Here is a 21,150-nt window from a genome sequence, read left to right on the forward strand (position 1 = left end):
CTTAATAATCTTTAAGGGTACTACTTAATTGAGCAAGGGCGGCTACAAGCTGTTCATCATTAGGTGCAACACCATGCCATTTGTGAGATCCCATCATGAAATCAACACCATAACCCATTTGTGTACTCATTAAGTTTAAAACTGGTTTCCCTTTACCCGTTAATGATTTAGCGTAATGTAATGCTTTTACGATAGCATCCATATCATTACCATCAGAATTGATTACATGCCATCCAAAAGCTTCAAATTTAGCTTGAAGGTTTTCAAGTGACAATACTTTTTCTGTAGGACCATCTATTTGCTGACCGTTATAATCGATAGAAGCGATCAGATTATCTACTTTATTATGGGGAGCATACATAATGGCTTCCCAATTTTGACCTTCTTGTAATTCACCATCTCCAAGTAAAGCAAATACAATTGAATGATCTTTATTTAATTTCTTAGCTTGAGCTGCACCAATAGCAACAGACATACCCTGACCTAAAGATCCCGATGCGATTCTGATACCTGGAAGTCCTTCATGAGTTGTCGGGTGACCTTGTAACCTTGAGTTTAACTTTCTGAAAGTAGCTAGTTCACTTACTTCAAAATAGCCTGATCTGGCCAATACGCTGTAAAAAACCGGCGAAATGTGCCCGTTTGAAAGAAAAAACAAATCTTCGCCTTTTCCATCCATCTTAAAATCAGTAGAGTGGTTCATGATTTCAAAATACAATGCAGTCATAAAATCTGCACATCCTAATGATCCACCCGGATGACCCGATTGGCAGGCATGTACCATTCTAACAATATCCCTTCTAACTTGAGCAGCGATATCCTCTAATTCACTTATTTTATGTTTCATTAATTGGGGTTGTTGATTAATAAGACAAATGTAATTAAAAATACATTGGGCTGTATCAAAAGTAGCGCCTTCCTGTTGTTAATCATATCACTCATCTCAATAACCAATTATAATTAATGTTAAATCTCTTTATCTGTTCAAAATGTTAGGTTTATAGGGCTTAAAATATCAAAACAAACGTTTGTGCAGAAAAAAATAGGCATCAATACTAAATAATAAAGTTACATCTGTTGTAATTGGAGCCAACTCTGTTGTTTTCAGTCACAATGTACAATAAAGACAACCGTTTGCGCTAACAAATGGTGTTACTATAATTTAATTAAGCACGTTATTCAATGGAAATTTATATTTTTAGAGCTTGAAGTTTTTAAAATAGTTCAAGAAGTAGGCATCACACAAAATTAAAACAGTAAACTTAATCATGACAAACCAAACAAAATCGTCAGTAATTTCTCCCATTGTAACGATTGGAGCTTTGTTCTTTATTTTTGGCTTTGTAACCTGGGCCAACAGTACACTAATCCCATTTCTAAAACTTGCTTGTGGTCTTAAAACCGATTTCGAAGCCTTCCTTGTTACTTTTGCTTCGTATATTGCTTATTTCTTTCTGTCATTACCATCTTCATGGATACTTAAAAAACTAGGGTTCAAGAATGGACTGGTTATGGGCTTAATTGTTTTGGGGATAGGTTCCCTAATTTTTATCCCGGCAGCAAGTTCAAGAAGTTTTGGTTTGTTTTTAACAGGGATTTTTATCCAGGGTGCAGCCCTATCTCTATTACAAACAGCCTCTAATCCATACATAAGTATCATTGGTCCAATAGAAAGTGCGGCAAAGCGTATTAGTATCATGGGCGTGTGTAATAAATTTGCAGGTATCATTGTCCCAATTATCATGGGTACCCTGTTCCTTAAAAATGCTTCAGGCATTGAGGCCAAAATTAACGATGTAACAACAACCGTTGCCGAGAAAGAAGCATTACTTGCCGAAGTTCTAGGCCGCGTATATACGCCATATATTGTTTTGGCGATCGTATTCGTTGCTTTCGCGATGTTCATTAAATATTCTCATTTACCAGAGGTAGATGTGGATAAAGACGAAGTGATTGAGGGTGAAGATATAAAGACTGCTAAAACATCTATCTTTCAGTTTCCTCACTTATTTTTAGGCGCATTCTGTATTTTCGTTTATGTTGCTGCAGAAGTAATGGCAGGAGACATTATTGGTGTTTACGCTAAAGAATTAGGTATCAGCCCAGATATTAGTAAGTATTTTACTACATTAACCTTAACAAGTATGCTGGTTGGTTATTTTATTGGTATTGCAACTATTCCTAAATATGTTACGCAACAAGCGGCTCTTAAAATCTGTGCAATTACAGGGGTAATATTCGTTTGTGCTGCTTACTTTACCGGTGGATATACATCAGTAATATTTGTTGGTCTATTAGGATTAGCAAACTCATTAATGTGGCCTGCCATTTTTCCGCTGGGTATAAAAGGACTGGGTAAATTCACTAAAACAGGTTCTGCCATTATGATTATGGGGATCGCCGGTGGTGCCATCTGGCCTTTAATTTACGGTTACCTGAAAGATTATGCAGGTATGCATTTTCAACTGGCATTTTTTGTAAGTGTATTGCCTTGCTATTTATACATCTGGTTTTTTGCTGTATCCGGACATAGAATCGGAAAGAAAGCATAAGCTCATTATATAAGTTTAAAAAGGGGGTGTATCATGAAAATGTGCAACCCCTTTTTAGCGTTTTATACCTCCTTAGTTGAACAAAATGAATAGTCTGAACCAGCGTCATACTTGCTATTTTTAGCATTACAATACCGGGAGTTTAAAATCTTTAATGCATACTATTTATGTTCATTTCCATTTTACAGAGGAGGTTGAAGGATATATCAATTTCAAAGAAATTGTATTTTATCATAAGCATTATTGCTTTATTGGTTGTCATTGCGCTTTATACTTCCGGACTTTCTATTACAACTCTGTCGTTGCTCTCATTGGTTTTAGGGACAATTGGGGTAGTTACTGTAATCACCATCAGTCAAAGCCTGATTAAGGATCTGAATGCCATCACTAAAGGAGCCGATCTGATTAGAAAAGGAAGTTTTCAAAGCAAAGTTCAAGTTCATTCCAGAGATGAAATAGGTACTTTGGCAATGGCTTTTAATGACATGACCAATACGTTGGAACAAAAGATTGCAGAACTTAAACTTACAGAAGATAACCTGATTAAAGAGAGAGAAAGAGCCGAACATTTCGAAAAGGCAAAAAAACACTTCCTTGTAAATATGAGCCACGAAATCAGGACCCCTATGAATGCCATATTGGGCTTTGCCAGATATTTACAGGAGTCGTTGACAGGAAAAGACGAGCAGGAGTCTATCAGGATGATTGTGAAATCGGGGGAACACTTATTGGCAACATTAAATGATATTCTAGACTTTTCCAATATAGAGACGGGTGCAGTTAGTTTTATGAGGCTACCATTTAATTTAAGGGATACTATAGCAACGATCTATCAGCTGATGGAGTCGAATGCTAAACTTAAAAAAATAGGGTTAAGCTACAGTATAGATAATAGTATACCTGATTCCATTATATATGGGGATTCAGTTAGGCTTACTCAGATTCTGTTAAGTCTAACTTCCAATGCGTTAAAATTTACAGAATTTGGGCATGTTTCCATAGCTGCAAAGGCAGTTTCGAATGATGAAGATGATCAAATTGCAATCGAGTTTAGTGTTAAAGATACAGGAATAGGGATCCCGTTAGAAAAGCAGGAAAAGATCTTTGAACTCTTTGAACAGGGAACAAACCATATGACGCGGAAATTTGGGGGAACAGGAATTGGTCTAAGCATTGTAAAACATTTAATTACATTGCAACAAGGCGAAATTTATGTACGCAGCATCCTTAACGAGGGGTCAGAATTTTGTTTTAAGTTATCTTTTTTTAAAACTAATATCTGTGATGATGATTGGGATGAACACCATAAGAATGAATTGGCTTTAAAACCTGATTTGGAGTCAAGAAAGCGAATAAAAGTGTTGATTGTTGAGGACAATGCCATAAATCAGCTATTGGTTATTAAACTATTGCAGAAGCATGGCTATGAAACTACCGTAGCTGAGAATGGTAAAGTCGCGTTGAGGAAGTATACTACTGCTGATTTTGATATTATTCTGATGGATTTGCAGATGCCCGAAATGGATGGATATGAAACCACTATTCATATCCGTGATCTGAAATCCTATAAAAAAGATGTACCCATCGTGGCCATGACAGCCCATACCATTAAAGGTGAAATGGAAAAGTGTCTTTCTATTGGCATGAATGATTATATCTCAAAACCATTTCATGCCAATGAATTATACGAAAAGATTACAGGCCTGGTTAAGCAAGTAACTCCAACACTTGTGCAGTAGAATTTTTAGTATCAACCTTCTTGATAATATGTGCAATCATGCCATTTTCATCAATCACAAAAGTTGTTCGGTTTGTTCCCATGTATTTCTTGCCATACATATTCTTTTCACCCCAAACGCCATAATCTGTTACAATCTTTTTGTCAGTATCCGCCAGCAGTGTAAATGGTAAACTATGTTTGGTTACAAATTTCTGATGAGATTTTTCATCGTCTACACTTACTCCTAAAACAACAATACCCTTAGCGGTTAATCCCTGATAGTTGTCTCTAAAGTCACAAGCCTCAGCGGTACAGCCGGGAGTATCATCTTTAGGATAAAAATAAAGGACAACCGTTTTTCCTATAAACTGATCAAGTGATACAGTATTCCCATTCTGGTCTTTTGCAGAAATAGCAGGTGCCTTTTGGCCTTCTTTTAATTCGCTCATAATGTCTATTTGTAAAAAGTAATTGAATAGTTCTTGTTGTTGTCTTTCATGTCAGAAACAATGATTTCCAGCGTATGTTTTCCAGGACCAGTGCGTTCATCAAAAGTGTGCCATAAAGTGGCTGTTTTAGCATCAAATTCCATTAAAACCCATTTGCCATCAATGTACCCATTAAAATTTTTGATACCCGAAAGGTTATCTCTAATTTTAAAAGACATTTTACCCATTCCAGCCATGCTCTTGCCATCAGCAATATTAATAGGAGTAATGGTAGGTGGAACTGTATCTATGGCAATAAAAAAGCTGCCAAAATTTCGGGGGGTAGCTTTTACAAAACCATTTTCAAAATATCCACCCTGCGATGATCGATCAGTATTTACAATAAGTGCCTTTTCTTTGTATTTATTTAAGGCGCTATCGGCTTTTATCCAAAGTTCAAAACCTGTATGCAATGGTGTAAGGTTATTATGGATTTGGTGTACGGCAGAGTAGGCATTACCAGCAGTCCTGGGAGATTTTTTATAAATAAAGTTCAAATCATTGTATAAGCTTCCTTTTGGGATCACAACCTTTACTTCGGCATTGCTAAATTCATTTACATTGTTGTAAGCAAAGTTCAAAATCCCTGGTATTTCCTCTGGAATATTGATAACTGCTTTTGAGTCAGCTTGTACATTAAAGGCCAGGACACTTTTGTTGCCCTTACCGTCGGCAATAATGTACTTTAACTGGTGCAATTTTCCATCAGTAAATTCCAGCTTTCCATTATTCACCAAATTATAATAAATTTTTAATGGATTACCCGGATCAACAAAGCTCTTTTGGATACTTTTCTTAGTAGTGAGATAAGTAGGATAATCAATATGCGAGTTGATGGCCTTACTGTTTTCAAAAGAAAATTTTTCTAATGCAGAGGTATAAATGGTTTGACCATCTAGCTCCAGTTCTATAGAATAAACACCATTGGTACCAGATGCACCATTGTGTTTATCCGTAGTGACTACACCAAAACCTACTTCACCACTCAGATTAATAGTGTTTACCTTATTTAGATGATAAGTTCCATTAGCTCCCATAACCTGAAAGTACTGTTTTGGGGTAAACTCATTAAATGGTTTTTTGTTTAAACGGTATACATACATAGCATGGATAACAGGGGGGATGTTGTCGGGAATTTCAAGGCCAAACAATAATGGATTGATTGTCGCTTCGGTTTTGGTATCTCTGATCTCAAAATGTAGGTGTGGCCCACCTGAGCTACCTGTATTTCCGGTATAAGCAATAATATCACCTTTGCGTACAGGAATAAATTGTGCATTAGGAAATTCATCAATCTCATAAGATTTTTTCTGGTATTGAATAGCTTTAACCTGTTGTGCTATTTTAGGTCCAAATCGTTGTAAGTGCCCATATACAGAAGTATAACCATTAGGATGATTCAGGTATATTGCTAATCCAAAGCCGCTGTTTTGAACACGCAAGCGCGAAATGTAGCCGTCAGCAATTGCATAAACAGGATAACCTTCGCGCTGATTGGTACGGTAGTCCATTCCTGAATGAAAGTGATTGGCACGAAGCTCGCCAAACGAGCCCGCTAAGGCTGGCGGGGTAATATCTAAGGGCGATCTAAAGTCTACCAAAGGGTATTTGTTATTGCTAAATATTTGTTGGCTATAAGTATTTAGTGAAAATATAACTGCAACAGCCAGAAGGATATTTTTTTTAATCATTAATGTTATTTTATGTCAAAACTAAGTAGCTGTTTTTCCTCTAACCAGGCTTCCAGCTTATCACCCTGATGAACCTGTCCCACACCTTCGGGGGTACCCGTAAAAATAAGGTCGCCTTTTTTTAAGGTGATGTAACGTGATACAAAGGCAATAATCTTTTCAAACGAAAATATCATATGTTTTGTATTTCCGTTCTGTCTGCTACTATTGTTGATCTTTAATTCGAAAGGAAGGTCGTAGATATTTTCAATTCCGGTTTTAGGAATGAAGCTACTGACTGCTGCAGAATGGTCAAAGGCTTTCGCGAGTTCCCAGGGCAATCCTTTTGCCTTATGAGCCGTTTGAATGTCACGCGCTGTAAAATCTATACCTAAACCGACTTCTTCATAATATTTGTGTGCGAATTTTTCTGATATGTGTTTACCCTCCTTACTTATTTTTAGCACAACTTCAAGCTCATAATGAATATCTGATGAGAAATCCGGAATATAAAAGGGCTTGTTGTCTTTTAGCAAAGCGGTATCCGGTTTTAAAAATATAACCGGGCTATCGGGAATGGGATTATTTAATTCTTTAGCGTGTTCGGCATAGTTGCGTCCTATGGCAATTATCTTCATACTGTGAATGTGAATTTTATAAAATGATGTAGCTAACAAGGATTAAGCCACGTTGTTTTCTGGTATCAAAAATACGAAAGAAATAGGAGGATACAAGGTATGGCCCTTTTATAAAACGGAAATACGTTTTACAATAGTTTCAGTGCCGGACATTATTTTTAGAAAATATATACCGCTATTTAAACGGTTGGGAATGGTATAGGTCTTTGTTTGTTCTCCAGCAGGCACACGCTCATTAGAGAGGGTCACGATCTCGTTACCCAGTAAGTCCATTATTTTAACGGAAAGATTAGACTCTCTATCCAAACGCAGGATCAGATTAATTTGATCATCAACAGGATTAGGGTATACTTTTAAAACAGTAAGGATTTTTTCTTGCTTAGGATTGTTCAAGCTCTTGTTACCCGCAATCAGGTCATTATATTGAACATATCCCAAATTATACTTTGGTTTGTAAGTTGGAACATTTGCTTTGATCTGGGGTGTTTTATTGATCTTTTTTGCACGAATACCAACAGATGAACTATCTGATCTTTGACCGAAAACACTAACGCTACACAAAACACTCAAGCATAATATGCAGGAAATGTTCAAGAGCCGCACAATTTTTCGTTGTATCTTCATGTTTGGTAGTGCCAAAAATATAAATAATAAAATAAAAAAATCAATCATTTTGTTTACTATTTTCATATTTAACAATATTTAACATGTTTCGCCGTTGAATACTGTTTTCGATTTTTGGGAGGTCAAAATTTCTTCTTAAACATTAATGAGTTAAATTTTGTTTATTTACTGTACTTTTGCCCTCTGTTTTAATTAAATACTATCAAATCATATTCTTAAATAGTGTCAAGTCAAAAGAATTTTAATGCGCTTTCTGCCGGCGGTTTATTAGTAAGTTTAGGCATTGTATACGGTGATATTGGTACTTCACCTCTTTATACCCTTAAGGCAATCTTTAATTCTGTAGTTGGAGGCGGGCAGGAGGTGACAACCGATCTTGTTCTTGGTGCACTTTCCTGTATTATCTGGACACTAACGCTGCAAACTACAGTCAAGTACGTAATTATTACACTAAGAGCCGATAATAGAGGTGAGGGTGGGATATTCTCTCTTTATTCTTTGGTGCGTAAAAATGCCAAATGGTTGGTTATACCCGCAATAGTAGGAGGTTGTGCCTTATTAGCAGATGGCGTCATCACTCCGAGTATTACTGTAACTTCGGCCATAGAGGGTTTGCAGTTAAAATTCCCTACCGTAAGTGTAATACCTATCGTATTGTCCATTATAACCGGATTGTTCGTGATACAGCAGTTCGGATCTAACCTTGTTGGTAAGCTATTTGGCCCTATCATGTTTCTATGGTTTGGAGCTTTAGGTTTGCTCGGAATATTATTTGTGGTACAGGATTTCAGTATATTTAAAGCTTTAAACCCATATTATGCAATTAATCTGCTGATCAATAATCCTATGGCATTGTTGATTTTGGGTGGCGTGTTTCTATGTACCACCGGGGCCGAGGCATTGTATTCTGATATGGGACATTGCGGACGTTCAAATATTCGTGTGAGCTGGGTTTTTGTTAAAACGATGTTGATCTTGAACTACCTGGGACAAGGTGTTTGGATCTTACATCATGGTAATTACGACACCGGTTTAAACCCTTTCTTTGAGATTGTTCCTGCTCCGTACCTGTTGTTTATGGTTGCTTTGGCAACGGTTGCCGCTGTAATCGCCAGTCAGGCAATGATTACAGGTTCTTTTACTCTGATCTCCGAAGCGGTGAGGTTAAATCTTTGGCCTAAAGTGCGGATCAATTATCCAAGTAACATGAAAGGACAAATCTATGTGCCATCTATAAACTGGATACTTTGGGCCGGCTGCATAGCTGTCGTTTTAATATTTAAAAATTCAGGAGCAATGGAGGGAGCCTATGGTTTGGCCATTAACCTTACATTTTTATCTACCACCATTCTGATTGCGGCCTACATGAAACGCAAAAAAGTGCCGATGTATATCATCGGTATATTCTTACTCATCTATGTGATGATTGAGTTGACGTTCTTAGTAGGTAATATGTCTAAATTCTTACATGGCGGATGGGTAACAGTGATGATCGGTTCAGCCTTATTTACCGTGATGTGGAGCTGGTATATATCCAGAAAAATCAAGAATAGATTTGTTAAATATGTTGAAATTGAAGATTATTATGAGATTATAAGTGAACTGAGTGAGGACATTTCTGTGCCGAAATATTCTTCGCAATTGGTGTACTTAACGAGTGCTAATTTCAAAACGGAGATAGAGTCGAAAATTATTTATTCAATTATTCAGAAAGAGCCTAAACGAGCTGATGTTTACTGGTTGGTGCACGTTGATGTGGTTGATGAGCCATTTACCAGAGAATATAAGGTAGAGTTTTTGATTCCAAATAAATTGATCAGAATAGACTTTAAACTAGGTTTCAGGGTAGAGCAACGGGTAAATTTACTATATAGGAGGGTAATTGAAGAACTGGTTAAGAATGGTGAAGTTGATATCACCAGTCAATATACATCCTTAAACAAGCACAAAATAGCAGGAGACTTTAGGTTTGTGCTATTAGAGAAACATTTATCCAAGTTTTCTAAGTTGAGCCTTTATGAACGTACCATTATGGATTATTATTTCATTCTTAAACGTTTGAGTCTTTCTGAAGAACGTAGTTTTGGATTAGATTCCAGCTATGTGGATGTGGAAAAAGTTCCATTGATATTTGTTACACCCGATGATATCGAATTAACCAGGTTGCCGGTATAATAAAAAATAACCAGTAAGGTAATTTTTTTCCAAAGCAAGGTAGCTAAGCAGGATTTAATGCTTGGTTACCTTGCTTTTTTTTATACCTATAATTTGTCGATATCAGTTGGAAATTTCTTGGTTTAAGTTTACTTTGTCTTAAGAATATATCTTGTAATAGAATTGCTTTAGTTTATAGTTGAAAAATGCTGGTGAAGGAGGATGGAATAGCTGATTTTTGATTTACTGATTCTATTATTTGGGAGTAGTGTAGCCCAAGATCAGGTAAGATCCTATGGCGGCTGGTTTTTACAGGTTGTAGCAGGGATGTCAGTAAATTGAAACGTATTAAGTATATGAAGAATAAAGTGCTTAACTTATGATCAAAGCTATTCCAGAAAAAATGCAAAGAATTTTATCGATTGACATTATGAGAGGGCTGACCCTTTTTCTCATGCTTTTTGTAAATGATCTGTATGAAGAGGGAGTTCCTAAATGGCTGTTGCATACCGAAGAAAATGTAGATGGAATGGGCTTAGCCGATTGGGTTTTTCCTGGTTTCTTGTTCATGGTTGGGATGTCCATTCCATATGCAATTATATCGCGTGGAAAGAAAGGGGAGTCAAACTCATACATTTTCTGGCACCTCATCATCAGAACAATAAGCCTGTTGGTTATAGGAGTATTAATGCTCAATTCCGGACGTCTGAATGCTGAGCTGACAGGTATGGATAATAACCTTTGGGCAATACTACTTTATGTTTCTATTTTTCTAATCTGGAATAATTATCCGGAAAACAGGAGACGTAAATATTGGTTTGTTGGATTAAGGGTACTAGGTTTTATTGGCTTGGTTATGCTTATTGCTACATTTAAAGCGGGGAAAACTGAACATCCCTCTTGGTTGAAAGTTGAATGGTGGGGTATTTTGGGCCTGATTGGCTGGGGGTATTTTGTAGCAGCGTTAGGCTGTTTGTTTTTAAGATCAAAGCTGTTACCAATTGCAGCTTTATGGATATTTTTCATTGGATTGAATATTCTCTCGCAGCTTGGAATGCTGGGGTGGCTGGGCTTTTTAAATCCGGTATTCGGGGTAATTATAGATGGAAATGTACCTTCAATTGTTTTAGCAGGTTTAACAGTGGGACTGTTACTGGGACAGAAGAATATGAGTTTAAAAAGAATAGCTTTAACCATCGCCTTTTTAGGATTAATTTGTCTTGGACTTGGTTTTTTTCTACGGACTTGGTTTATCCTTTCTAAAATAAATGGTACACCGAGCTGGGGAATGGTTTGCAATGGCATCAGCATGCTGATTTATGCATTTTTATTTTTCCTGGTGGATATAAAAGGTAAAAGTGGCTGGGGCTGGATGTTTGGTGCTGCCGGTAAAAATTCTTTAACAACTTATCTCGCACCGGATGTAATTTATTTTATAAGTTGGGGTATGGGACTGCATATTTTTATCTATAAACAAGACACAAATCAACTTTTAGCGGTTGTAGGTTCGCTGGTCTGGGCATTGGCGATGATTGGATTTTCTATTTTACTTTCAAAAATTAATATTCGTTTAAAACTATAAACATGATAAAATTGACTCAATCTTTATTGTTGATCTGGCTTACAGGGGTCACTTGTTTTGCTCAGGGACAGCAGAAGGTAAAACAACAAACAACAGTTTCTAAAAAGGTAACTGTAGCTTATGTTACTTCCTGGACCAGTGTAATGCCTGATCCTGCATATATAACACATATAAATTATGCCTTTGGTCATGTAGATAAGGATTTTAATGGAATTCGTATAGACAATGAAAATCGGCTTAGAAGCCTGATCGACCTGAAGACAAAATATCCTCAGTTAAAAGTTTTAATTTCTATTGGAGGTTGGGGTAGCGGAAGATTTAGTGAAATGGCTGCGTTTGAAGATAATAGGAATAAGTTTGCTGAAGATTGTCTTAGGATAATAAATGAGTATAAGCTCGATGGAATTGATATTGATTGGGAATATCCTACCAGTGCAGCGGCTAAAATATCATCTTCTCCTGAGGACACACAAAATTATAACTTAATGATGAAGGCCATCAGAAGCAAAATTGGCACAACTAAATTGCTAACGCTGGCATCCGTTGCTGATGCAAAGTATATCGATTTTAAAACTATCGAGCCCCTGGTTGATTTTGTGAATATCATGACCTATGATATGGGTAATCCTCCAAATCACAATGCCGGTTTATACCGTTCGAAATATACCGGCTGGATCAGTGTGGATGAAGGCATGACAGCACATTTAAATGCCGGAATGCCTTTAAACAAATTAGTTTTAGGTATTCCTTTTTATGGGCATGGGAAAAATGGTGTCGCTAATTTTATTGATTATAAGGATGTGGTAAAGTTAAATGGTTTTAAAAATCAATGGGATGATGATGCCAAAGTACCTTTCCTAGAAAATGATAAAGGCGAATTTGTTTGCTCCTACGAAAATCCCGAATCTATAGCAATTAAATGCAATTATATTCTAACTCACGGAATGCTTGGTGCAATGTATTGGGAGTATGCCGGAGATACTGAAGAAGGGGTGTTAATAAAAGCCGTTTATTTAGGCGTTAATAAATCTTTGTAAAAAATAAAAATGAATGGCCCCTTAAACCGGATGTAATGTATTGGAACAACTGGCCGGTGGCACAACCTTTCTTATTGTTCTGTGCTCATGTTTTTAAACAAAATAGTTGGTATTTAACCTGGAAAAGTCTCGACCATGATCCTAGGGTAGAAGAAGTAATTCGAAATTTACCAATCCGGCACCCGTTGATATGGTTGTAAGTTGATAGAATTTAAATAAACAAACACAAACAAATGATATGAAAACAAGATTGATATTGGGCGTATACATGGCTTTGGGAACTTGTACGGTAAAAGCCCAAAAAGTAAATGTCCCAAAAGCTTTTGTCGATGCAGCAAAGCAAACTGAAGTTTTACTAAGGGAAATAAAAGAAGATACCGCTGCTTTAAGAAAAAAACAGGTTTCGCCCAGAACAGTTGAAAATGGTAAACTGGTAATGGTGAAGTCGAGCGATTGGACCAGCGGATTTTTCGCCGGCGAGCTTTGGTATTTTTATGAGTATACTAAGGATCCTAAATGGATGGAGCTGGCAAGAGTATATACTGAAAAGATTAAAAAGGAACAGTTTAATACTGGTACACACGATCTGGGGTTTATGGTGTATTGTAGTTTTGGTAATGGCTATCGATTAACAGGCGATACGGCCTACCGTTCGGTTATCATTCAAGCCGCAAGGTCGCTGAGTAAAAGATTTAACCCCGTAGCCGGAGTAATCAAATCATGGGACCATCAAAAGGCTAAGTGGAAATATCCTGTAATTATTGATAACATGATGAATCTTGAGTTGCTGTTTGAAGCGACCAAGCTAACTGGTGATTCTACTTTCTATAAAATTGCTGTCAGTCACGCGGATCAAACGCTTCGCAATCATTTTAGACCCGATTACAGTTCCTGGCATGTGTTGGATTATGATACCTTAACAGGTAAAGTCACCCAAAAGTTAACTGCTCAGGGCTATAGTAATGAGTCAGCATGGGCAAGGGGACAAGCCTGGGCTTTGTATGGCTTTACCATGTGTTACCGCGAAACGCATAACGAAACTTACCTGAACCAGGCAAAAGCCATTGCAAAATTTATACTAAATAACAAATCTACACCAGTTGATGGAATTCCTTATTGGGATTATAATGATCCAAAAATTCCCAATGTATCAAGGGATGCCTCTGCTGCCTCGATTACAGCTGCAGCACTTTACGAGCTGGATAATTATGTGCCAAATGGCGGGTATAAAAAATCAGCTGATCACCTGCTGTACAATTTAAACAAATTTTATACGAACAAAGTCGGCAGTAATAAAGGTTTTATCCTGGAGCATAGCACAGGCCACAGACCTGCAAACTCTGAAGTTGATGTGCCAATTAACTATGCGGATTATTATTATCTGGAGGCTTTACTAAGATTAAAAAATAAATAAAACCAAACGAAAACCATGAATAAGATGCAACGCTTATCGAAGTTTAAGCTAATTGGTCTTGTGCCAATGTTGCTTGCCACTCTGGAAACAATGCCGGCTTTGGCCCAGACTTCAACTATTTATACTACGGCCAACCACACAGATCTGAGACTTACACCTTCCGGATCACTTATTTTTAAAGAATTAAAGCAACCACTGGAAACCCAGGTGTGCGTGTTTGTAGATCCACAAACTAAATTCCAATCTGTTACCGGGATCGGTGGGACCATTACCGACGCAACGGCCGAAACCTATGCCGCGCTGTCGAAAGATGCTCAAAAGGAATTTTTAAGTGCTTATTATGATAAAGATAAAGGTATAGGATATACTATGGCCAGAACCACAATCCATAGCAGTGATTTCTCGAGCGAGAGCTATACCTATGTGAAGGACAATGATGCTTTGCTTGAATCATTTAGTCTGGCACATGACCAGAAGTATAGAATTCCACTCATCAAACAATGCATTGTAACTGCGGGTGGAAAACTTCCAATGTTTGTAAGTCCCTGGAGCCCGCCGGCATTCATGAAGAGTAATCATGATATGTTGCGGGGCGGTAAATTATTGCCTGAGTACAGGTCGGCTTGGGCCAATTATTTTGTTAAATTCATAAAAGCTTACGAAGGTCAGGGCATTCCGGTATGGGGACTAACCGTTCAAAATGAGCCGATGGCTACGCAAAAATGGGAATCCTGTATTTTTACTGCCGAGGAAGAGCGCGATTTTATCAAGGGATATTTAGGGCCAACCCTTCATAAAAGCGGCTTAGCTAGTAAAAAGCTGATTGCCTGGGACCATAACAGAGATCAGATATACCAGCGGGCAAGCGTTATCCTCAAAGATCCTGAAGCATCAAAGTATGTCTGGGGGATAGGATATCACTGGTACGAAACCTGGACAGGCAGCGATATGCTCTTTAACAATGTAAAGCTAGTTCATGAAGCATTTCCAGACAAACAGCTGATGCTTACTGAGGGCTGTGTAGAGAAATTCAATTTGGACAGCGTTTCAAGATGGGACCTTGGAGAACGTTATGGTTATTCCTTAATCAATGATTTTAACAGCGGTGTCACTGCCTGGACAGACTGGAATATGCTTTTAGATGATAAAGGTGGGCCCAACCATGTTGGTAATTTTTGCTTTGCCCCACTTCATGCAGATACTAAGACCGGCAAACTGATCTATACCAATTCTTACTACTACCTGGGACATTTTTCGAAATTCGTAAGACCAGGTGCCCGTAGGGTAGCCAGCTCCTCAAACAGAGATAAGTTAATCACTACGGCTTTTATGAATACCGATGGAAAGCTTGCCGTAATTGTTATGAATAAAACCAGCGATAAGATCCCCTATTATTTATGGATGGATGGTAAAGCTGCCGAAACTACCAGTCTGCCACATTCCATTTCTACATTCATCATCCAATAAGCCAAAGACCTTTCAATCCATTGATGGGGCTGGCTTGCTTTAACAGGAGGTAACGCTCAATGCCTGCTAAATTCATCAAAAATAAATTTTATATGTTTCAAAAATCGAATCTTTTATTGCTCATATGGCTATCTGTTTTGTGTCCTTTGCGTGGTTTAACCCAAGGATTTCTGCGGGCGGATGGAAAAAAATTGTAAATGAAAAAGGTGAGAATGTATTATTAAAAGGTTTTGGCTGATACCGGGGGCTTTAATTTTAGCAGGCTGCAGTTTATTAAACCAATGTAAAACGTCCATAATTTATATATACACAAATAAGGCTCCGGGGAGGAGCCTTTATTGTTGGTCGTCCAACCAAACAACTATAGGGATAATTAGGAGGGCAACTTAATATACTCAATCTGAATTCCCCAAATTGGGGCGAAAGGAGTATTTAGTAACCCGTAATAGATTACCACTCTAATGTATGGTATATTCTTAATATATTATAATAAATCTCAAAAAACTTTTCTATTGGGGATTATTTTCTACACTTAGTTTACTGTGTTTGTATCCGTATAAAAAGTAAACTACTAAACCAACAATCAGCCAAATACCAAAACCAATCCAGTTAGAAATACCGAGCTCGCACATCATATATAAACAGCTTAGTAAGCCAAGAACAGGTATAAGAGATAGGTTCTTTGTAATGCAGAAATAGGTTATTGCAATACTAAGAAAGAAGAAGATCCACATCGGGATTTTATGTTTGAATAGATCCCAGCCAGTCTCATATTTTTTAGCATTGTCGATAGCCGATTTGTCAATAAAATCCTGATATTGCTGTTCTGTAAGCTTATTGAAGTAAGCTTCAGCATCTACGCTGGTTTCAATAGGTGTAACTTTTGCCTGTGCAGCAGCGATCTCCTGTTTGATCACAATACGTTCGGCATCGTTTAATGAAGTAATGATCTTTAATGGGCTATTTATCGTCGGTGTATTCAAGATAAAAGCAGAGGTCTCTTTTTTATACAAAGTAAAACCCATTACCAATAAGCCAATAAATACAACGGGTATAATATACTTAGAATTGGCATAAGGTATTTTGAATTTCCCCCTTTTTATATCCGGTTTATTTTGTAAAACCAATACCCCGGCACATACCAGCACAAATGCAAATAAGGTTCCGATCGAACACAAATCAGTGACTATGGTCAGGTTCATAAACAAAGAAGGAACCGCAACGACAAAGCCAACCACTATAGTAGCAAAAGAAGGAGTTTTGTATTTAGGATGAATTTTAGAAAATGATTTGGGCAATAAGCCGTCACGACTCATGCTCATCCATATCCTGGGTTGTCCCATTTGAAAGACAAGCAGTACACTAGCCATCGCAAAAACAGCACTAACGGCTATGATGCCGCTCATGAGCTTTAAGTTGATCTGATCAAATACAAAGGCCAAAGGGTCGCCAACAGCCAGGAGGCTATAGTTAACAATACCTGTAAGCACCAGTGCAATGGCTACATATAATATAGTACATATAATAATGGCCCACATCATTCCACGTGGCAAATCACGCTGCGGGTTTTTACATTCTTCGGCAGTGGTAGATATTGCGTCAAAACCGATGTAAGCAAAAAATACAGCAGAAACACCTTTTAACACACCAGATACTCCATTAGGAGCAAAAGGGTCCCAATTTTTTGTGTCTACATAAAATACGCCAACTGCAAGAACCAGTAAAATCACCGAAAGCTTTACAATAACCATGGCATTACTTGCATTTCTGGATTCTTTCATCCCCTTGTAAACCAGCCAGGTGATGAATATAATGATCCCTAAAGCAGGTAAGTCAGCGACAAGATGAAAGCTGCCAATTTTTGGAGCCGTAATCCAGGCGTTGTTAGCTATTCTGGTTGCATTATCAAGGTTAGCATAGCTTTTACCGGCACTGATAAGTGCATCTGCATGTTTATGACCATTATAGGCAGTAAGGTAGTCCATGGTCATCCAGTCAGGCAGATTAATGCCATTAATATTTAAAGCAGGAATTTTTATAGAGGAGAGGAGTCCCGTAAAATAATCAGACCAGGAAATGGCTACTGTAATGTTCCCTATGGCATATTCCATGATAAGCGACCAGCCAATGATCCAGGCAACCAATTCACCAAATGCGACATACGAATAAGTATAAGCACTTCCGGAAACCGGCACCATGGAAGCAAATTCAGCATAGGCAAAAGCAGCAAAACTACAGGCAAGAGCTGTGAAAATAAATAGAAAAATTACCGCCGGACCACCATCAGCACTTGCTTTACCAATTGTACTAAAAATACCTGCACCTATAATAGCCGCAATACCAAAAGCAGTCAGATCTCTAACACTAAGGGTTTTGTTTAGGGAAGCCTCATGATCACCATATCCTTTTTCAGCGTCCGCTAATATTTTGTCAATAGACTTTTTTCTGAACAGTTTTTCAAACATAAATTGGTTTTTTCGGTTAGCTTTATTGAGCTTTTGTGCTCAAGCTGGCTTCGCCGGTTGGTTTGGTATTACTCAAACTTATAAATTTAGTTTGTAAACTAACCTAATTTCTGTAATTCATCTTTAACAAAAGATGCTAACTGCTCAATATAGTCCAGACTGAAGTCGAATTTAATGCCTGCAGTTTCGTAAATTTCATTAATTGGTTTGGTATAACCCAAAGAAAGGGCCTCCAAATATTGTTGTAATGCTTTTTGGGGATTTTCTTTATAATTTTTCCAGATAGCTATAGCGCCCAATTGCGCAATCGCGTATTCTATGTAATAAAATGGCACTTCGAAAAGATGAAGTTGTTTTTGCCAAACATTTCCAAATTCCTTTTCAAGACCCTCCCAATTTGCAAACCCAGCACCAAAGCGGCTATATATTTGTTTGAAAGCTTCTTCACGATCAGCTGAATTGTGTCCCGGGTTAGTATAGATCCAATGTTGAAACTGATCGATTACAGCAACCCAGGGAAGAGTTTTTAGTACATCAGCTAATTGTTCTTTTTTTGCGCGAATCAGATCTTCCTCATTGTCAAAATAGATACTCCAATTGTCCATGGATATCAATTCCATACTCATTGAAGCAAGTTCGGCCACCTCAGATGGACAATGTTTAAAATCGTTTAGCTCAAGGTTTGCTGTAAGGAAAGTATGAATGGCGTGCCCACCCTCATGTACCATAGTGGTTAAATCCCTAAGTGAATTGGCCGAATTCATAAAAATAAATGGGGCGCCGGTTTCAGCCAATGGATAATTGTATCCTCCAGGAGCTTTACCTTTTCTACTCTCCACATCAAAAAGGTTATTGGCTTTCATGGTGGCTAACATTTGGCCCAGCTTTGGATCAATAGCATTGAAACAATCAATACTCTTGTCAATTAACTCTTTCCCATTTTTAAATGGCTTTAATGCCGGCTTTCCTGTGGTGCTTACCTCCATGTCCCATGGTTTAAGGGATTCAATGCCCAGTAATTCAGCTCTTTTTTCAGCCTGTTCTTTAAGGATAGGAACAACCTTTTTTTCTATGGCTTCGTGAAAAAGGTAACAGTCTTTAGGCGTATAATCGAATCTGCCCAAAGCCTGGAACATATAATCTCTGTAGTTCTCAAAACCTGCATTTAAAGCAACTTGATGACGCATTACAATCAATTCATCAAAAAGTACGTTTAAATTGTCTTTGTCAATTAAACGGCGTTGTTGTATCGTTTCCCAGGCTTGTTGTCTTACCTGTCTGTCGGTGTCTTTAATGAAGTTTGAGGCCTGCTCCAACGTGTATTCCTCACCGTTGATGGTTACACTCATTGCTCCGGTTGTAGCCTGGTATTTTTGTTGTGCAACCTGTAACTTCGTTAATAGGTCAACGTTTTCTTCTCTGTAAATTTCCAGTGCTTTTCTAATCGCACGGATATAAACGAAATATTTTTCCTGATCCAGTTCATCAATAAAAGGACAGTCGTTAAACTTTTGATTCAGCTGATTGGCAATCGGAGAGATTTTAGGCTCAATCTCAGTAGCAAAATATTGGAAGTTTTTTACCAGTTCTTCGTTTGCTGTATCGCAGCTCATCCTGATATACCGCCATGCAAAATCTTCCTCTAAAGCAGCCTCAAGCTCACTTTTATCCTTAAGCCATTGTTCCAACTCATTAACATTGTCGATAGGACGCAACAATAGCTCGTTTAAAATGGGTTCCAGGTTTTTCCATTCGATTTGAAGATCCTGAGGAATATAAATGCGTATTTTTTTTGGTATGGTAAGGTTGATCATAGGATCTAAAAATTATAATGAGTTCTTAAAAAGGCATCCAATAAAAAGCAAATTGCAAAAACAACTGAGGCAAAGCCATTAGTTGTAGCAAATGCTCTATTTACTTTACTAATGTCATTAGGCTTTACCAACAAATGCTGATAAATTAACATGAAACAAAAAAAGACTACTCCAATGTAATATACCCAACTAAAAGTAGTAAAGAATGCCGGTAATATGACGCATGTTGCCGATAAAATATGTAAGCCTACGGATAGGTTTAATGCATTTTTAATTCCTAAAGCCGCCGGAATGGAATGTAGCTTTTCGCCTTTGTCAAAATCTTCATCCTGCAAGGCATAGATAATATCAAAGCCACTAACCCAAAACAATACTGCAAAGGAGTAAAGAACAGGAACAAGATTAAACACGCCGGTTACAGCAATATACGCACCAATCGGGGCTAAGGAAAGACCTAAGCCTAAAACAAGGTGACACAGTACTGTAAATCTTTTCGTAAAACTGTAAAATAAGACGACAAATAAAGCTACAGGCGAAAGATAAAAACAAAGGCTATTGATAAAGGCAGTAATGATGATAAATAGGATACAATTGATAATCACAAATATAAGGGCCTCATTCGCTGATACCTTTCCAGCCGGAATATCCCGCATTTGCGTACGCGGATTTTTAGCATCTATATTTCTGTCTAAATATCTGTTAAAAGCCATGGCTGCATTGCGGGCAAACACCATACACAATAAAACAAGTACTAGTTTAAGCCAGTTAAAAGGGTTTTCTGTAGTTGTTACGCCAAGAAAAAAACCAATCATTGCAAAAGGTAGCGCAAAAATAGAATGCGCAAACAATACCAAAGAAAAATACTTCTTCATGAATAAACTATAATTTAATAATCTTCATTAGGTGATAAGATTGGCATCACAAAATCGAGATTTACCTGACTGATAAAATCTAAAACTTTATCCCTTCCAATCCCCTTTTCTGCAGAAGTTATAAAATAAGGAGGAATTTCTTCAAACCATCCACCCAGTGCTTTTTTGAATAATGCAACATTCTGATCAGTTTTTACAGTAGACTGTTTGTCTGCCTTTGTAAAGATCAATGCAAAAGGAATTTGGATTTCGCCCATCCAGCAGCAAAACTCAAGGTCAATTTTTTGGGGTTCCAATCTGCTGTCTATCAATACAAATACACATTGCAGACTTTCTCTTTTCGTAATGTAGTTACGAATAAACTTTTCCCATTTTTCTCGACTGTTCTTAGATACCTTGGCGTATCCATAACCTGGTAAATCGACGATATACCATTTCTCATTGACTAAAAAATGATTGATAAGCTGGGTTTTACCAGGCTTTTGGGAGGTTTTTGCCAGGCCATGCTGGTTTACCAACATGTTGATCAATGATGATTTACCTACGTTAGATCGACCGATAAATGCGTATTCGGGCATATTGGCAATAGGCAGCGCCGAAACCTTTGTGTTACTACAAATAAATGTTGCTGATTTTATAATCATTTGACAAAG

At 37.6% G+C, this 21,150-nt stretch carries 16 protein-coding genes; 7 read left to right on the top strand and 9 right to left on the bottom strand.

Annotated elements, in window-relative coordinates:
• Window position 1 precedes the first annotated feature (1 nt).
• Window positions 2-868, bottom strand: coding sequence for a transketolase (locus P0Y49_02970; GenBank protein WEK21768.1), 867 nt, complete (start codon window positions 866-868; stop codon window positions 2-4).
• Window positions 869-1,268: 400 nt separating this feature from the next.
• Here P0Y49_02970 and P0Y49_02975 point away from each other — a divergent pair, with 400 nt between their 5' ends.
• Together P0Y49_02975 and P0Y49_02980 are read left to right on the top strand one after the other, a co-directional pair.
• Window positions 1,269-2,552, top strand: coding sequence for a sugar MFS transporter (locus tag P0Y49_02975; protein WEK20111.1), 1,284 nt, complete (start codon window positions 1,269-1,271; stop codon window positions 2,550-2,552).
• Window positions 2,553-2,773: 221 nt separating this feature from the next.
• Window positions 2,774-4,291: a response regulator gene (locus tag P0Y49_02980; protein WEK20112.1), complete on the top strand. Its 1,518-nt coding sequence runs from the start codon at window positions 2,774-2,776 to the stop codon at window positions 4,289-4,291.
• Here the strand turns inward: P0Y49_02980 and bcp are convergent.
• The 4 genes from bcp to P0Y49_03000 form a co-directional block, all read right to left on the bottom strand.
• Entirely contained in the window at window positions 4,260-4,721 is a 462-nt protein-coding gene (gene bcp, locus P0Y49_02985; GenBank protein ID WEK20113.1) for a thioredoxin-dependent thiol peroxidase, read from the bottom strand. The two genes, P0Y49_02980 and bcp, sit on opposite strands and share 32 nt — an antisense overlap.
• 5 nt (window positions 4,722-4,726) lie before the next feature.
• Window positions 4,727-6,451, bottom strand: coding sequence for a M23 family metallopeptidase (locus tag P0Y49_02990; protein WEK20114.1), 1,725 nt, complete (start codon window positions 6,449-6,451; stop codon window positions 4,727-4,729).
• 5 nt (window positions 6,452-6,456) lie between these two features.
• The gene (locus P0Y49_02995) at window positions 6,457-7,068 is read right to left on the bottom strand and encodes a fumarylacetoacetate hydrolase family protein (protein ID WEK20115.1); all 612 of its coding nucleotides are present in this window, start codon (window positions 7,066-7,068) and stop codon (window positions 6,457-6,459) included.
• Between the two features lie 108 nt (window positions 7,069-7,176).
• Window positions 7,177-7,692: a T9SS type A sorting domain-containing protein gene (locus P0Y49_03000; GenBank protein ID WEK20116.1), complete on the bottom strand. Its 516-nt coding sequence runs from the start codon at window positions 7,690-7,692 to the stop codon at window positions 7,177-7,179.
• 222 nt (window positions 7,693-7,914) lie between these two features.
• Between P0Y49_03000 and P0Y49_03005 the strand changes: the two genes are divergently transcribed.
• The 5 genes from P0Y49_03005 to P0Y49_03025 all read left to right on the top strand — a co-directional run bounded on the left by P0Y49_03005 (window position 7,915) and on the right by P0Y49_03025 (window position 15,346).
• Entirely contained in the window at window positions 7,915-9,867 is a 1,953-nt protein-coding gene (locus P0Y49_03005) for a KUP/HAK/KT family potassium transporter (GenBank protein ID WEK20117.1), read from the top strand.
• A gap of 382 nt (window positions 9,868-10,249) precedes the next feature.
• On the top strand, window positions 10,250-11,428 hold the full coding sequence (locus P0Y49_03010; GenBank protein WEK20118.1) for a DUF5009 domain-containing protein: 1,179 nt from the start codon (window positions 10,250-10,252) through the stop codon (window positions 11,426-11,428).
• Between the two features lie 2 nt (window positions 11,429-11,430).
• Window positions 11,431-12,465, top strand: a complete 1,035-nt coding sequence (locus P0Y49_03015) for a glycoside hydrolase family 18 protein (GenBank protein ID WEK20119.1) — start codon at window positions 11,431-11,433, stop codon at window positions 12,463-12,465.
• Window positions 12,466-12,703: 238 nt separating this feature from the next.
• Window positions 12,704-13,879: a glycoside hydrolase family 88 protein gene (locus P0Y49_03020; GenBank protein ID WEK20120.1), complete on the top strand. Its 1,176-nt coding sequence runs from the start codon at window positions 12,704-12,706 to the stop codon at window positions 13,877-13,879.
• 66 nt (window positions 13,880-13,945) lie between these two features.
• Complete coding sequence (locus P0Y49_03025; protein ID WEK21769.1) at window positions 13,946-15,346, top strand: glycoside hydrolase family 30 protein; 1,401 nt, start codon at window positions 13,946-13,948, stop codon at window positions 15,344-15,346.
• A 509-nt stretch (window positions 15,347-15,855) separates the two neighbouring features.
• Here the strand turns inward: P0Y49_03025 and P0Y49_03030 are convergent.
• From P0Y49_03030 to yihA, 4 genes are all read right to left on the bottom strand, one after another.
• Window positions 15,856-17,811 carry an amino acid permease gene (locus P0Y49_03030; protein WEK20121.1) on the bottom strand — a complete coding sequence of 652 codons (1,956 nt, stop codon included), beginning with the start codon at window positions 17,809-17,811 and terminating at the stop codon, window positions 15,856-15,858.
• A 98-nt stretch (window positions 17,812-17,909) separates the two neighbouring features.
• Window positions 17,910-19,625 carry a M3 family oligoendopeptidase gene (locus P0Y49_03035; GenBank protein ID WEK20122.1) on the bottom strand — a complete coding sequence of 572 codons (1,716 nt, stop codon included), beginning with the start codon at window positions 19,623-19,625 and terminating at the stop codon, window positions 17,910-17,912.
• A 5-nt stretch (window positions 19,626-19,630) separates the two neighbouring features.
• On the bottom strand, window positions 19,631-20,497 hold the full coding sequence (ubiA, locus tag P0Y49_03040) for a putative 4-hydroxybenzoate polyprenyltransferase (protein WEK20123.1): 867 nt from the start codon (window positions 20,495-20,497) through the stop codon (window positions 19,631-19,633).
• Window positions 20,498-20,511: 14 nt separating this feature from the next.
• A complete protein-coding gene (gene yihA, locus P0Y49_03045) occupies window positions 20,512-21,141 on the bottom strand; it encodes a ribosome biogenesis GTP-binding protein YihA/YsxC (protein ID WEK20124.1) in 630 nt (209 codons plus the stop codon).
• Between the last annotated feature and the right edge of the window lie 9 nt (window positions 21,142-21,150).

The sequence above is a fragment of the Candidatus Pedobacter colombiensis genome (assembly GCA_029202485.1).
GTDB lineage: Bacteria > Bacteroidota > Bacteroidia > Sphingobacteriales > Sphingobacteriaceae > Pedobacter > Pedobacter colombiensis.